Genomic DNA, 13,008 nt, shown 5'->3' on the forward strand with positions numbered 1-13,008 from the left:
CGGGGACGCGGCGGAGGCGGGGAACGGATGACGGGTGTGTACGAGACTGAGCCGACCGGTGTCCACGAGGTCGAGGGACCCGGGGCCGCCGCCCCCGGTGACCCCCAACTTTCTTCCCACGCAACGCACTTCACCCTTCCCTGCGACGGCGAAGTCCTCTCCTGCGTCACGGTGCGGCCGGTGATTCCCGCCCCCGCCCCCCTCGCCGTCCTCGTCCTGCACGGCGCAGGCAACGGGGACAAACAGAGCCCCGCCGTCCTCGCCGCCGCCTTCGCCGACCGGGGGCATCACGCCCTCGCCTTCGACTTCTCCGGGCACGGCGACAGCACCGGCACCCTCGGCGGGCTGAGCCTGCGCCGCCGCTTCGAGCAGGCCCGTACCGTCGTCGACACCTGCCTGCCCACCGACGCGCCCCTGGTCCTCGTCGGCTTCAGCATGAGCGGGCAGACCGTCGCCGACCTCGCCGCGCACTACCGGAACCGCCTCGCCGCGATCGGCCTCGGGGCGCCCGCCGTGTACGCGGCGCAGGCCTGGCCGGTGGCCTTCGACGCCGGGTTCACCGGGATCATCCGTACGCCCGACAGCTGGCGGAAGTCCCCCGCGCTGGACGTCTTCCGGGAACTCCCGGAGGGCGTGCGCGCGGTGCTGGCCACGCCCGCCGTCGACGCGGTGATCCCGCCCGCCGTCACGGAAGCTGTGGACGAGGCGCTGGGTGCCTCGCGGGCGGAGTACGTGCGGGTCGTGCTGCCGGAGGCGGACCACCGGCTGAGCCTGTGGTTCGCGTCGGAGGCGAAGGCGCGGGAGGGGTTCGTGGACGTGCTGCTGGGCGGTGGCGGGCGGGTGTGAGGCCGCGTCGCGGAGTCGTGCGGTGGAGCCGTGCCGTGAAGCCGTTTCGTACAAGATCGGTTGAGGCTAGGTTGAGGCGTATGACCACCCCTCAATTCGCTCTGCGGAACGGCCGGTACAGACGATGAACGCACCCCTGACGCTCGCCGCCGAGGCCGTCCTGCATCCGTACCCCCTCATCCGCGGGGGCGGCCTCTTCCTCCTCTGCGTCGGGCTCGGCTTCCTGCTCGGCTGGATCTTCCAGAGCCGCTGGATACCCTTCGCGATCGGCGGTGGCGTCGCCGGGTTCGTCGCGAGCGGGCTGAGCGCGCTGCTGCCGTCGCTCGGGCCGACGTCGTTCGTCCAGATCGCGGGGCTCGTGGGGTCCTTCGTACTGGAGATGGGGCTGATCTATCTGGTGATCAGCAGCTACCAGAAGCAGCCGGAGGCCGAGCGGGACGACCGGCAGCTGATCCTCCGGATCCTCTTCGTCGTCGGCCTGCACTTCCTCACCATGGGCCTCGCGCACGGCCCCCTGATGACCCTCCTCGGCGCGCTGACCAGCGTGAACGCACTGATCGGGCTGTACGTGGCGAGGCGTGCGCCGGTGCGGGCGCTGGGCGTGAGCGACGCGGTGCTGAAGCTGGGATTCGGGGCATGGATGCTGCTGGCGTACCCGGCGGTGACCTTCGGCTGAGGCAGTCGGAGGCAGTCGGAGGCAGCCAGATGCCGCCGGAGGCCGCCCGGGCCGCCGATTCCGTCCCTCCCCCGAAGGAGTCCCTCCGTATGACCGCCCCCTTCACCGTCCCGCCCGCCTTCGCCGCCTCCTACCGCGACGAGAACGCGGCGGCCCCCGCCTGGCTAGCCGATCTGCCGCGCCTCGCGGGGGAGTTCCTGGAGCGCTGGGAGCTGCGGCCGGACGGTGCGCCCGGGCACGGCATGGCGTCGGTCGTCCTGCCCGTGACCCGTACCGCCGACGGCACACCCGCCGTGCTCAAGCTCCAGCAGGTACGGGAGGAGACCGTCGGGGCCGCGACCGCCCTGCGGACCTGGGCCGGAAACGGCGCGGTGCGTCTGCTCGCCCACGACCCGGCCACCGACACCGCACTCCTGGAACGCCTCGACGCCTCCCGACCCCTCTCCACCCTCGCCCGCACCCCCGAGGGCGAGGGCAAGGCCCTCCGGATCCTGGCCGGCCTGATGGCCCGCCTGACCGCCCCCGCCGCCCCGCCCGGCACCCGACGGCTGGCCGACATCGCCGCCGCGATGCTGGACGAAGTCCCGTCAGCGGTAAGGAAATTGGCCGACCCGGCGGACCGTGCACTCCTCGGGACCTGCGCGTCCGCCGTCACCGAACTCCTCCCGGAACCCGGCGACCGCCTCCTCCACTGGGACCTCCACTACGACAACGTCCTCGCCGGAGAACGCGAACCCTGGCTGGCCATCGACCCCGAACCCCTCGCGGGCGACCCCGGCTTCGACCTCTGGCCCGCGCTGAACAGCGACCCCGATCCGGCCACGGTGCTCCCCCGCTTCGACCTCCTCACCGAAGCCCTCGGCCTCGACCGCGCACGGGCGGCGGGCTGGACGCTCGCCCGCATCCTCCAGAACGCCCTCTGGGACGTGGCGGACGGCAACCCCGCCCTCGACCCGGTCCAGGTCGCCCAGGCGAAGGCCCTGCTGGGGAGGTAGGAAGGGGCTGGTGCGCCGAGCGGCGGCGGGTACATGCTGATTGCCATGACGACCACTGATCATGACGCCGCGACTCCTGACGCCGCGATTCCTGACCCCGCGACTCCTGACCCCGCGACCGCGCACGCCTGGTCCGCCGTGGGCGGCAGCCCGGAGCTCGTCGGGCAGGTCACGTACGAGAGCGCGGGCGACGTCCTGCCCGCCGTCCTGCCGGTACGGCAGATGGCGCGGGCCATGGTGGGCGCGTGCTCCCTGGCCGCCGCCGAACTGGCGGCAGCCCGCGCCGGGGGCGGGGCCGGGACGGCGGTCCCGCAGGTCCGGGTCGCGGAGGGCGCCGTCGCCACCGCCTTCCACAGCGAGCGCAACCTCCGTGTCGACGGCCGCGCGCCCACCAACTTCGCCCCGCTGTCCGGCTTCTGGCGCACCTCCGACAGCTGGGTGCGCACCCACGCCAACTACCCGCACCACCGCGCCCGGCTGCTGGCCGCACTCGGCCTCCCGGACGACGGCTCCCGCGACGACCGCGCCCTGGCGGACGTACTGGCCGCCGAACTGGCGACGCGAAAGGCGCACGAGGTGCAGGAGACGGTGTACGCGGCCGGCGGCCTCGCGGTGGCGCTGGCGGACCCCGCACCGGACGCCGCCTCGATCCCGCTGGTCGAGGTGCGCGAGGCGGGCGAGGACGGCTCCCGGCGGCTGAGCGCCTCCGCCCCCGTGGCGGCTCCCGCCGAAGGGGTACGGGTCCTGGACCTGACCCGGGTGCTCGCCGGACCGGTGGCGGGGCGGACGCTGGCGCTGCTGGGGGCGGACGTGCTGCGGGTGGACGCACCGCAGCTGCCGGAGGACGCGGACACGTACACCGACACGGGCATGGGGAAGCGTTCGACGCTGCTGGACCTCGGGGCGGCGGGCGACCGCGAGGTCTTCGAGGAACTGCTGGCCACGGCGGACGTGGTGCTCTCGGCGTACCGCCCGGGCGCGCTCGACCGGCACGGGCTCGCCCCGGAGGCGCTGCTGGAGCGCCACCCGGACCTGATCGTGGCGCAGTTGTGCGCGTGGGGGTGGACGGGGCCGTGGGCCGGGCGGCGCGGCTTCGACAGCCTGGTGCAGGTGGGGACGGGGATCGCCGCGATCGAGACGGCGGACCCGACCGGCCGCCCGGGCGCGCTGCCCGCGCAGGCGCTGGACCACGGGACGGGGTACCTGGTGGCGGCGGGCGTCCTGCGCGGCCTGACGGAACGTCAGCAGACCCGCCGGGGACGTCACTTGCGGTACTCCCTCGCCGGCACGGCCTCCTGGCTGATGCACGGGGTGCAGCCGGAGCCGCCGACGCGGGACGTGTACGACGCCCGGCGCTGGATGACGGCCTGCGAGTCCCCGTACGGGAAGCTCGACCACGCGCTTCCGCCCGTGGGCTACGCGGGCGGGCCCGGCAACTGGGAGCGGCCGGTGGGCCTGTGGGGCACGGACGCCCCGGCCTGGCGATGACGGGGCCCGAGGTGGCGGCCCTCCCCTTCCCGCGGCATCCGATCCGGGACGTCGTGGCGACGTACGTCCACCAGACGAGCTGCCCGGGGGACTTCGCGCAGGTCACCGTGGACTTCGAGCCGGGGGAGGCGGGCTTCGCCTTCGAGGTGGCGCAGGGGGCGAGGATTCCGCCGGACCCGGAGGCGGCGCACTACGTGGCGGCGCTGGAGGAGGGGCTGCGGGCGGAGCTGGCGGAACGGGTTCCGGGATGCGCGGTGGCGGTGGTGCTGCGGGGCATCCGCATCCACGAGGTGGACTCCCGGGAGGGCTCGTTCCGGCAGGCGGGGAGGGTGGCGGTACGGGTGGCACTGCAGCGGGAGTGAGAGGACGTCCCGAGCGGTGCCGGAAGGTATAGGCCTTCACCGCCACGCCGCCTTCACCGCCCTGCGGCCTTCACCGCCCCGCCCGCCTTAACCGCCCCGCCGCCTTCACCGCCCCGCCGCCAGCACCGCCGTGAGCCCCTCCCGCAGGTCCTGGACGAAGCGGTCCGGGACCTCCAGGGAGGGGAAGTGGCCCCCGGAGTCGGGTGTGTTCCAGCGCACGATCCTGCGGAACCGCTTCTGCGCCCAGGGGCGCGGGTACTTCTCGATGTCGCGCGGGTAGGTCGTGATCGCCGTCGGGACGTCGACCCGGAGGTCCGGGTCCAGCGAGTCGTGGCTCTCGTAGTAGATGCGGGCCGCCGACGCCCCGGTCCGGGTCAGCCAGTACAGGGTGACGTTGTCCAGGAGCCGGTCCCGGGAGATCGTCTCGAACGGGCTGTCCTCGGTGTCCGACCACTCCGCGAACTTGTCCAGGATCCAGGCCAGCAGCCCCACCGGGGAGTCGACGAGGGCGTAGCCGGTGGTCTGCGGGCGGGTCGCCTGCTGCTTCGCGTACGCCGCGCGGTGGTGCCAGAAGTCGTACGTCTCCTCGGTCCACCGGCGCTCGGCCTCCGTCAGGCCGTCCGTCGTCATCCCGGGCGGCGACTGCGCGACCGTCGTGTGGATGCCGAGCACGTGCTCCGGGAACCGGCTGCCCAGCACCGTGGTGACGACACCGCCCCAGTCGCCGCCGTGGGCCAGGAACCTGTCGTAAGCGAGCCGCCCCATCACCTCGACCCACGCGGCCGCGATCCGCTCCGTCCCCCACCCGGGGGCGTCCGGCCTGTCGCTGTGGCCGAAGCCCGGCAGCGACGGGACCACCACGTGGAACGCCGGAGCCTCCGCCTCCGGCGGGTCCGCCAGCTCGTCCACCACGTCCACGAACTCCGCGACGCTGCCCGGCCAGCCGTGGGTCAGGACCAGGGGAGTGGCGTCGGGGCGCGCGGACCGCCGGTGCAGGAAGTGGATGCCCAGTCCGTCGACGGTCGTACGGAACTGGCCTATCCGGTTGAGGCGTTCCTCGAACGGACGCCAGTCGTAGCCGGTGCGCCAGTAGTGCACCAGCTCGGTGAGATCGGCGAGCGGAACGCCCTGCTCCCAGCGGCCGGGGCCGGGCCCGGCCCGATGGACCGTCTCGGCCTCCGGCAGCCGCGCTGCGGCCAACCGGGCGCGCAGATCGGCGAGTTCGGCCTCGGGCGCGTGGGTCGTGAGGGTCCGTACGTCGGTGTTCGTGCGGGGCATGAGTCCTCCAGTCATCGGGGAACCGGCTAAGACGGTTCTAGCGGTCCCCTTCCCCCGAACGCAACCGGCTAAGCTGGTTCCATGCCTGCTGCCTTCCCCGACTTCCGCCTCGGCGCCGTGCTGGCGACCAGCTTCACGGGCACCCTGTCGGAGCGTCACGGCGACTCCGTGGAACGCATTCCCACACCTCGGCGCCTCGTCGACTGGCTGGCGGTGAGCGGCCTCACGGTGGACGCCTGCACGCCCGCCCAGCTCGAACTCGCCCGGGAACTGCGGGAGTCGATCCACGCCGCCGCGACCGCCGCCGCGCTCGGGGAGGCCCTGCCCGCCGCCGCCGTCCGCGTCATCAACGAACGCAGCGTCCAGGGGCGGGCCGCAGCGGTCCTCACCCCCGAGGGCGAACGGCGGTGGCGGCTCGGTCCCGACTCCTGCGTGGCGGACGCCCTCGGGGTGATCGCAGCCGACGCGGTCGACGTCATCGCGGGCGTACGGGACGGCAGGCTGGCCCTGTGCGCCTCGCCGACCTGCCTCGCCGCCTTCTTCGACACCAGCCAGAGCCGCACCCGCAAGTGGTGCGACATGAACACGTGCGGGAACCGGCAGAAGAAGGCCCGGTTCCAGGCGAACCGACGCGGAAAGGCCGCTGACCAGTGACCGATCACCACGCCCCGGCCTCCCCCGTGACCCCCGGCCCCCTCGCCGGGCCGCTCGCCCGGCCCGGTACTGCCCCCGACGTCTGGGCCTTGCGCGTCTCGGCGTACGACACGAGCGAGGAGACCGGCGACCCCCGTGCCCTCGACCTGCTCGACCCCGCCGAACGCCGACGGCACTCCGGCTTCCGGCGCGCCGAGGACCGGGCCCGGTATCTCGCCTCGCACGTCGCCCTGCGACGGCTGGCCGGGGCGTACCTGCGGCAGGATCCCGGCGCCGTCGCCCTCGGGCGGGAGGACTGCCCGCTGTGCCCCGAGCCCCACGGGCGGCCCTCGCTCCCCGGGACCGGGCTGCACTTCTCGCTCTCGCACAGCGGTGACCTCGTGCTGCTCGCCTTCGCGGCGACGCCGGTCGGGATCGACGTGGAGGTGCTGCCGCCGGTGGGGCAGGTCGACGAGGTCACGCCGGTCCTGCATCCGCGCGAGCGGGCGGAGTTGGCCGCGCTCCGGGCCGACGACCCCGCCCGCGCCGCCGCGTTCGGGCGCTGCTGGTGCCGGAAGGAGGCGTACCTGAAGGGCACCGGCACAGGTCTGGCCGTACCGCTGGACGGGACGTACGTCGGTGCCGGCGAGCGGCCGGGGGACGTGCCGGGGTGGCGGCTCGTGGACGTACAGGCGCCGGAGGGGTACGCGGCGGCCCTGGCGTACGCCACGGATGCCATCTGATTGCCATAGTGCAAACATCTGTTGCACCTAGATCAATCCTTGGCTACCTTTCCGATCATGTCCGCGAAGACCCCGCACCCCGTCACCCTCACCGGCCGCCACGTGCGCCTCGAACCTCTCACCGAGCAGCACCTCGGCGACCTGTTCCTGGCCGGCGGCCGGGACGAGGAGGTCTGGCGCTGGCTGGGTCCGACCCCGCAGACCGAGGCGGAACTCGCCGAGGTGCAGCGGACGGTGCTGGACGGCTCGTACGTCCCGTTCGCCGTGATCGACCTGGCGAGCGGACGGGCCGTCGGCTGGACGACGTACATGGACATCTCCGTCGAGGACGAACGGCTGGAGATCGGCTGGACCTGGTACGGACGCGCCCACTGGCGCTCCCCGGTCAACACCGAGTCAAAGCTCCTGCTCCTCACCCACGCCTTCGAGGACCTCGGTATGGGCCGCGTCCAGCTCAAGACCGACCACAGGAACGAACGCTCCCAGGCCGCCATCGCCCGCCTCGGCGCCCAGCGCGAGGGCGTCCTGCGCCGCCACCGCCGCCGCGCGGACGGCACCTGGCGCGACTCGGTCTACTTCTCGCTCCTCGCCGACGAATGGCCCGAGGCGAAGGCCCGCCTCAGTACCCGGCTCGCACTGTGACCGGCGCGGTCCGCCGCCGCAGCACCGCAACGCCCACAGCCAGCGCCCAGTAGACGAGCAGGGCGGCGGTCAGCGCGGTGTTGCCCCAGCCGACGGCGCTGTAGAAGTCGGCCGCGTCCGTCCCGAAGAACAGCGACGGCACGAAGGCGAGGTTGACGGCCGCCACGGCGTACGCCCAGTGGCCCGTCCAGCGCGGCAGTACGCCGCTGCGCAGGATCGCGTACCCGGCGGCCGTCAGCAGGACCGCCGTCAGGAGCCGGGCGACGGACCCGTGCAGCAGCATGTTCGCGTGGGCGAGGGTGCCGTCGACGGTCGGGTCCAGGGTCCCGCCGGGGTGTTCGAGCACGGTGCCCGCCTCGACGGACGCGGCGACGAGGGTGACGGTCACGTAGGCGGTGCCTGCGCCGAAGGCCAGGCTCGCGAGCCATTCGAAGCCGGGCCCGGCACCGCGGATCAGATGCCGCAGCCCGGTCAGGAAGACGAGGAGCGCGCCGCAGGTCAGCAGGTTGAGCAGGATGCGGGCGAGGACGTTCGAGGCGGGCGGGGCGCCGGAGTACACGAAGTAGAGCGGAACGCCGACGGCGGCGAGTAATCCGGCGGCGATGCCGGAGGCGGCCATGAGGCGGTGGATGCGGCTGTCGTCCATGACGTACGTCCTTCTTCCCTGGATCGGTGAATTGCTACGGGTTGGTGGTGTCCTACGGGTTGGTGGTGTGCGCGGGGTTGGTGGTGTGCTCGGCGACCCTCGCGTCGATGCCGTCGAGCAGATACCGCAGGCCGTGCCGGACGATCGGGGTGACGTCCCCGTCCTCCGCCTCGTCGAGCCCCTCCTCACCGGCCAGTGCGCACAGCGTGGGGAACCGTGCCGGGTCCAGACGCTCGGCCAGCACCTGCCCGTACGCCGCTGCGCCGTCCGGGTCGAGCTCGGTGGCGACGCGGGCGAGGTCGCGTACGGCACTCGAGACGAAGGTCGCGAGCGGAATGAGCTGCCCGCGCTCCACGCCCGCCTGCTGAAAGAGCGTCAACAGGGCCTCGAACCAGGCGAGTTCGTGCGGTCCGACCGGTGCGCTGCGGGTCGGGGTGTGCAGCATCCACGGGTGGCTCAGGTAGAGCCCCCACAGCGCCTCCACCCATGCCTCGACCTCGGTGCGCCAGCCGACGGCGCCGGATGCGGGCGGGTGTCCGATGGCGGCGTCGTTCATGGCCGCGACGAGCTGGTCCTTGCCGGGAACGTGCCGGTACAACGCCATTGCGGTGCACCCGAGTTCGGCAGCCACCCGCTGCATCGAGACCGCGTCGAGCCCCTCGGTGTCGGCCAGGGTGACGGCGGTGCGCACGATCAACGGGGCGCTCAGCCGCAGCCGGGGCTCCCCGGGGGAGTCGGACTGCGTACGCCACAACAGGTCGGCCAGGGAGGCGAGTTCGACGCCTGCGGCTGGCCGGGGGGTGCGAGGTGTGCGGGGCATGGGCCTCTCCGGGAGTGCTGTATACGCGATATACAAAGCGTACGTCATAAACTTCCAGGGTGGACGGGTCCGGAAGTGAACCCCCTTAATGCGTCCGGGAATTGGCTTCCTCGCCCGTACCCCTGCCTCTATGCTCTGGGGAACTCGACGCCAAGACGCGCTCGACACACGAGACGCCCCCGGGGGGTGAGACCGATGGACTTCACCGAGATCGCCATAGCCGTGATTACGACCGGCCCCGCCTATATCGCCGTCGGCTGGGCCATCCTCAAGGACAAGCACCAGCAGGCTGCGCCCTGTGCCCAGCACGCCGGATGCGGGCCGCAGGCCGACGCCGGCGAGCAGGGGGAGGGCCGGATGGGGTGCAGCCGAGTGGCTTCGACGGCTTGGGCCCTCGCGGCCTGACGCCCCTTCCTCCCGGGGCGGAACGCGTCACAGCCCGGCGCGCTCCGCCCGCAGTTCCGAACGTACGAGTTCCAGCAGGCGCCCCAGCCAGTTGCGGCCCGCCTCGCCGCCCCGGTGCCAGAAGGGGCGTGCGGGGGAGTCGGCGCAGTGCAGCGGCGCGTTCCCCGTGTTCAGCAACTCCTCGGCCAGATCGGCATGTTGGGCGAACTTCGCCCGCAGGATCCGCGACATCACCGCCAGGCGGACGTCCGCCCAGTGGGCGCGGCGCGGTGACTCCTCGCCCGCCTCGCGGGCCCGCGCCGGGGTCGGTGCGGAGCGGATCAGCTCGGCACGCCCCACGTCGTCCGTGGACAGCGCCCAGTAGGCGTGCGTCACGGTCGGGTACGTCACGCCGTCGACCTCGATCGGGGCCGGGTGGTCGTTGCGCAGCCGCGCGGCGGCCTGCTTCTCCGTCTGCCCGAAGGCGGGTTCCACCGTGACCGGGGGAGCGGGCGGCCCCTGCGGACCGTCCGCGTCCCGGCGCCGCTCGGCCACGCCCCGCCACTGGGCGTGCTCGGCGAAGTACCGTACGGCCTCCCCGTGGTCCTCCTCGTCGAAGCCCTCGTCCCCGCCGTCCGGACCGGCCGCCAGCACGCGGATCGGGATGTCCCGGGCGTCCATGTCGCCCAGGGCGTACGCGCGCAGGGACTCCGGAATCTCCAGGTGGGCGGCCCGGAGCGCGGCCCGGTTGGCCTCCGTGCGCTCCGCCAGGAAGACCTCGACGGCGGCGAGACAGCGTTCGGTCGAGGTGGGCCGCCCGGCGAGCCGTTCGACCTCGTCCCGCACCTCGCCGAGCAGCCACTCCGGCCGCGAGTGCGTTCGGACACCGGTCATGGTCCAGGAGCCGATGCGGTACGCGGCCGCCTTCTCCCCCTCCGTCGGCCCGGCGGCGATCCGCCCGGACCGCAGCAGCGCCGCGAACTCCTCGACCGTGACGAGTCGTTCGCCGCCCCAGTCGATCAGCCCGTCCGCGTACACGACGAGATCGGTGAGGTGCCAGGTGTCGCCGCCGCGGTGGAACACGTGCCGCCAGGTGCCGGGTATCCGCTCGCCGTCGACGTCGCGGTGGGTGGGGTTGCGCAGAGCCATGGGGACGACGGTATCGGCAGGCGTCAGCGCGAGCGTTCGGCCAGCGTCAGCAGGAGGTGGGCGGACTCCGGGCGCAGGAAGTCGGAGTGCGCCCCGGCGGGGGAGAGGCGGGTCCGGCGGCTGCCCCGGTAGAGCCAGTCCGCGTTGACGTTGACGACACGGTGGTCCAGGACGTGCTGCGGGTAGCTCACCTCCGTGCCGAGCAGCCGGGTCGAGAACTGGGGGACGGGGGCGGGCCCCACCCCCGAGTGCCCGATGCCCGGTTCGCCCTCGGCCCGCAGATGCCAGAAGCCGGTGGCCCGGTCCCAGCGGGAGTGGGTCAGGACGAGAGGGCCGCCGAGCGGTGCGCCGGGATGTTCGGCGGAGGGGAACAGCGAGGCGAAGTGCCGGACGAAGGCGTCCCGGGGCGCCGCCATCTGGAAGATCAGCGCACTGTCGACGGTGAACGGGTGCCGGGAGTCGCGCGGCACGCTCCAGGACAGGACCGGCGGCCGCTCGGCCGCCCGCTGCACCGCCTCGCACAGGAACCGGCCGCCGAACGAGTGCCCGACGAGGTGCAGGTACTGGCCGTGGCGGTTGGCGAGGACGGGCGGGGCGTACGGCGTGGTCCGCTCGTCGTCCAGATAGCCGAGCAAGTGCCCGATGACGTACGGCGCATGGCCCGCTCCGTCGGCGCTCATGGCGTGCGCCCGGTCCCGTACGAGACGGTAGCCGCCCAGGGTGGGGAGGCTGGACGACGGCCAGCGCACCACCACGCTCCACGGGCGGTAGCCCTTCGCCAGCCCGGGATAGCGGTCCGGGTGCGCCCGCCACAGGTCCACGGCCTGCCCGAGCAGCCGCGTCGTACAGCGCGCGGCGGTCGCGGGAGGGGTCTGCCAGCCGTGCACGTAGACATGGAGGTCCGTCGCCCAGTCCGGTATGCGCAGGTGCCGGGCGAGGTGGTCGGCCACCTGGTGGACGGGGACCGGGACACCCGCCGGTGTGCGGAGCCGTCCCTGCTCGTCGAGGTCGACCACGGCGGGTTCCGGGACGGCGGGTTCCGGGACGGCGGCGTCGAGCGGCGCGGCGGCGGTCATGAGGCGAGGTCCAGACGGCTGTGCAGACCGCAGTGCAGCGAATAGGTCAGCGCGAGGGGGTTGTGGAACTGCTTGGCGAAGGTCCTGACCAGGAGCCGGCTGATCTCGCCCGCCGTGTGCCGGCCCTCCAGGTACAGGTCGAGGAAGGAGTAGGCGTACTCCGAGGCGAAGACCTGCGGTATCTCGATCTGCGGGCCGAGCACGCCGTCCGCGCCGAGGTCGATCAGCGTCGCACTGAGGTGTTCGGCGTGCGTGCCGGACGACGTCTGACCGGTGTGGCAGGCGTTGAGCAGGACGAACGGCTTGAAGCGCTGCGGTTTGTCCCGCCACGGCCGGCGCTTGCGGTCGACCTTCGCGCTGTCGATCAGGTCCGCGTCGGACAGCTTGATGACCAGCCGCCGGTTGGGAGGGTCCTCGTCCGTGAACGTCCCGTGGCACCAGAAGTACATCAAGTCCTCGGGAAGCACTGCCGAGTTGAGGGCGTTCAGGAGGTCCTCGGCCTGTGTGCGGACGGTGAGCTGCGACTTCTGGTCCAGCAGGTCGCGTACGTCCGCCGCCCGGCCCACTCCGTCGAGGGTGGTGTCGGTGTTGAGGCTGGTCACCGCCCGCAGACGGGGCTCCAGCCTCATCTGCTGCACCCAGGACTGGGCGGTGCTGGTCTGTTCGATCTGGTGGCGGTGGCCGAGGAAGGCGTCCCAGGGGTCCTTGAAGAGGGAGGGGTTCACGGCGAGCATCGGCCAGGGCAGGGGGAGGTCCGAGTCGAAGCTGATCCGCAGGTTCTCCTCGTCGGCCAGGGCGCCCAGGAAGAACTCCCGGAAACGCCTCAGGCCGGAGCCCCTTCCGTCGAGCATGACGTCGAGGACGTCGAAGCCCTCCTCGGCGAGATTCTTCACGAGGGTCTCGACGAGCGGCGAATGCTGCGTCAGGTCGGTCCGCTCCGACAGCGGATGCCCCCCGATCCGGGAACCCGGCACCGGGTTCTCGTCGACGTGGTTGACGACCAGCCGATTCCACTCGTAACGAAGCGTGCTCGCCTTGCCGCGCAGGACGTCGAGCGACGTTTCCAGGCGGGCACTGGTCCAGCGTTCCCGCGCGGGCAGCCATGAGGCGCAGGCGGTGACCGACAGTGCGCCGTGGGCGGTGTGGCGCACGATGATCCGCAGGTCACGCGGGGCCTCGCGGCCCGGGTCACGCGGGGCGCGGGGCGGGCGCAGGGTGTACCCGGAGGACGGGTCGTGCACGATCGCGACGGCGAGTTCCTGTGGCATCC

At 73.0% G+C, this 13,008-nt stretch carries 15 protein-coding genes; 9 read left to right on the forward strand and 6 right to left on the reverse strand.

Features of this window, described 5'->3' with window-relative positions; translation table 11 throughout:
* Nucleotides 1-27: 27 nt before the first annotated feature.
* From IE269_RS16390 to IE269_RS16410, 5 genes are all read left to right on the forward strand, one after another.
* Complete coding sequence (locus IE269_RS16390) at nt 28-846, forward strand: alpha/beta hydrolase (RefSeq protein ID WP_189823681.1); 819 nt, start codon at nt 28-30, stop codon at nt 844-846.
* 124 nt (nt 847-970) lie between these two features.
* Entirely contained in the window at nt 971-1,522 is a 552-nt protein-coding gene (locus tag IE269_RS16395; protein WP_189823682.1) for a DUF6609 family protein, read from the forward strand.
* 89 nt (nt 1,523-1,611) lie between these two features.
* Nucleotides 1,612-2,517, forward strand: coding sequence for an aminoglycoside phosphotransferase family protein (locus IE269_RS16400; protein WP_189823683.1), 906 nt, complete (start codon nt 1,612-1,614; stop codon nt 2,515-2,517).
* Between the two features lie 45 nt (nt 2,518-2,562).
* Nucleotides 2,563-4,005, forward strand: coding sequence for a CoA transferase (locus tag IE269_RS16405; protein WP_189823684.1), 1,443 nt, complete (start codon nt 2,563-2,565; stop codon nt 4,003-4,005).
* Nucleotides 4,002-4,367, forward strand: a complete 366-nt coding sequence (locus IE269_RS16410) for a hypothetical protein (RefSeq protein WP_189823685.1) — start codon at nt 4,002-4,004, stop codon at nt 4,365-4,367. The genes IE269_RS16405 and IE269_RS16410 overlap by 4 nt, the downstream gene beginning before the upstream one ends.
* 105 nt (nt 4,368-4,472) lie before the next feature.
* Here IE269_RS16410 and IE269_RS16415 read toward each other — a convergent pair whose 3' ends face one another.
* Nucleotides 4,473-5,645, reverse strand: a complete 1,173-nt coding sequence (locus tag IE269_RS16415; RefSeq protein ID WP_189823686.1) for an epoxide hydrolase family protein — start codon at nt 5,643-5,645, stop codon at nt 4,473-4,475.
* A gap of 81 nt (nt 5,646-5,726) precedes the next feature.
* Between IE269_RS16415 and IE269_RS16420 the strand changes: the two genes are divergently transcribed.
* From IE269_RS16420 to IE269_RS16430, 3 genes are read left to right on the forward strand one after another with little or no spacing between them, the layout of a single operon-like run.
* Nucleotides 5,727-6,299, forward strand: a complete 573-nt coding sequence (locus IE269_RS16420; RefSeq protein ID WP_189823687.1) for a CGNR zinc finger domain-containing protein — start codon at nt 5,727-5,729, stop codon at nt 6,297-6,299.
* A complete protein-coding gene (locus IE269_RS16425; protein WP_189823688.1) occupies nt 6,296-7,021 on the forward strand; it encodes a 4'-phosphopantetheinyl transferase family protein in 726 nt (241 codons plus the stop codon). Before IE269_RS16420 ends, IE269_RS16425 begins: the two co-directional genes overlap by 4 nt.
* A 57-nt stretch (nt 7,022-7,078) precedes the next feature.
* The gene (locus IE269_RS16430; RefSeq protein WP_189823689.1) at nt 7,079-7,663 is read left to right on the forward strand and encodes a GNAT family N-acetyltransferase; all 585 of its coding nucleotides are present in this window, start codon (nt 7,079-7,081) and stop codon (nt 7,661-7,663) included.
* Here IE269_RS16430 and IE269_RS16435 read toward each other — a convergent pair.
* Nucleotides 7,641-8,309: a hypothetical protein gene (locus IE269_RS16435; RefSeq protein ID WP_189823690.1), complete on the reverse strand. Its 669-nt coding sequence runs from the start codon at nt 8,307-8,309 to the stop codon at nt 7,641-7,643. The two genes, IE269_RS16430 and IE269_RS16435, sit on opposite strands and share 23 nt — an antisense overlap.
* Before the next feature lie 52 nt (nt 8,310-8,361).
* Nucleotides 8,362-9,129 (reverse strand): TetR/AcrR family transcriptional regulator, encoded by a 768-nt coding sequence (locus tag IE269_RS16440; RefSeq protein ID WP_189823691.1) that lies wholly within the window; start codon nt 9,127-9,129, stop codon nt 8,362-8,364.
* 195 nt (nt 9,130-9,324) lie between these two features.
* Here IE269_RS16440 and IE269_RS16445 point away from each other — a divergent pair, with 195 nt between their 5' ends.
* Nucleotides 9,325-9,534, forward strand: coding sequence for a hypothetical protein (locus tag IE269_RS16445; protein ID WP_189823692.1), 210 nt, complete (start codon nt 9,325-9,327; stop codon nt 9,532-9,534).
* Nucleotides 9,535-9,561: 27 nt separating this feature from the next.
* Here the strand turns inward: IE269_RS16445 and IE269_RS16450 are convergent, their stop codons facing one another.
* Genes IE269_RS16450 through IE269_RS16460 form a run of 3 tightly spaced genes read right to left on the reverse strand, consistent with a single transcriptional unit; the run spans nt 9,562 to nt 13,006 of the window.
* Nucleotides 9,562-10,662, reverse strand: coding sequence for an NADAR family protein (locus tag IE269_RS16450; RefSeq protein ID WP_189823693.1), 1,101 nt, complete (start codon nt 10,660-10,662; stop codon nt 9,562-9,564).
* A 23-nt stretch (nt 10,663-10,685) separates the two neighbouring features.
* Complete coding sequence (locus tag IE269_RS16455; protein ID WP_189823694.1) at nt 10,686-11,738, reverse strand: hypothetical protein; 1,053 nt, start codon at nt 11,736-11,738, stop codon at nt 10,686-10,688.
* Complete coding sequence (locus IE269_RS16460) at nt 11,735-13,006, reverse strand: CHAT domain-containing protein (RefSeq protein ID WP_189823695.1); 1,272 nt, start codon at nt 13,004-13,006, stop codon at nt 11,735-11,737. The genes IE269_RS16455 and IE269_RS16460 overlap by 4 nt, the downstream gene beginning before the upstream one ends.
* Between the last annotated feature and the right edge of the window lie 2 nt (nt 13,007-13,008).

The organism is Streptomyces spiroverticillatus, from assembly GCA_014650415.1.
In the GTDB taxonomy this organism is placed as follows: domain Bacteria; phylum Actinomycetota; class Actinomycetes; order Streptomycetales; family Streptomycetaceae; genus Streptomyces; species Streptomyces spiroverticillatus.

Excerpts from the sequence above, each read along its gene's own strand:
- IE269_RS16390 (WP_189823681.1), top strand. The coding sequence starts at position 28 with ATGACGGGTGTGTACGAGACTGAGCCGACCGGTGTCCACGAGGTCGAG.
- IE269_RS16395 (WP_189823682.1), top strand. The coding sequence starts at position 971 with ATGAACGCACCCCTGACGCTCGCCGCCGAGGCCGTCCTGCATCCGTAC.
- IE269_RS16400 (WP_189823683.1), top strand. The coding sequence starts at position 1,612 with ATGACCGCCCCCTTCACCGTCCCGCCCGCCTTCGCCGCCTCCTACCGC.
- IE269_RS16405 (WP_189823684.1), top strand. The coding sequence starts at position 2,563 with ATGACGACCACTGATCATGACGCCGCGACTCCTGACGCCGCGATTCCT.
- IE269_RS16410 (WP_189823685.1), top strand. The coding sequence starts at position 4,002 with ATGACGGGGCCCGAGGTGGCGGCCCTCCCCTTCCCGCGGCATCCGATC.
- IE269_RS16415 (WP_189823686.1), bottom strand. The coding sequence starts at position 5,645 with ATGCCCCGCACGAACACCGACGTACGGACCCTCACGACCCACGCGCCC.
- IE269_RS16420 (WP_189823687.1), top strand. The coding sequence starts at position 5,727 with ATGCCTGCTGCCTTCCCCGACTTCCGCCTCGGCGCCGTGCTGGCGACC.
- IE269_RS16430 (WP_189823689.1), top strand. The coding sequence starts at position 7,079 with ATGTCCGCGAAGACCCCGCACCCCGTCACCCTCACCGGCCGCCACGTG.
- IE269_RS16435 (WP_189823690.1), bottom strand. The coding sequence starts at position 8,309 with ATGGACGACAGCCGCATCCACCGCCTCATGGCCGCCTCCGGCATCGCC.
- IE269_RS16440 (WP_189823691.1), bottom strand. The coding sequence starts at position 9,129 with ATGCCCCGCACACCTCGCACCCCCCGGCCAGCCGCAGGCGTCGAACTC.
- IE269_RS16445 (WP_189823692.1), top strand. The coding sequence starts at position 9,325 with ATGGACTTCACCGAGATCGCCATAGCCGTGATTACGACCGGCCCCGCC.
- IE269_RS16450 (WP_189823693.1), bottom strand. The coding sequence starts at position 10,662 with ATGGCTCTGCGCAACCCCACCCACCGCGACGTCGACGGCGAGCGGATA.
- IE269_RS16455 (WP_189823694.1), bottom strand. The coding sequence starts at position 11,738 with ATGACCGCCGCCGCGCCGCTCGACGCCGCCGTCCCGGAACCCGCCGTC.
- IE269_RS16460 (WP_189823695.1), bottom strand. The coding sequence starts at position 13,006 with ATGCCACAGGAACTCGCCGTCGCGATCGTGCACGACCCGTCCTCCGGG.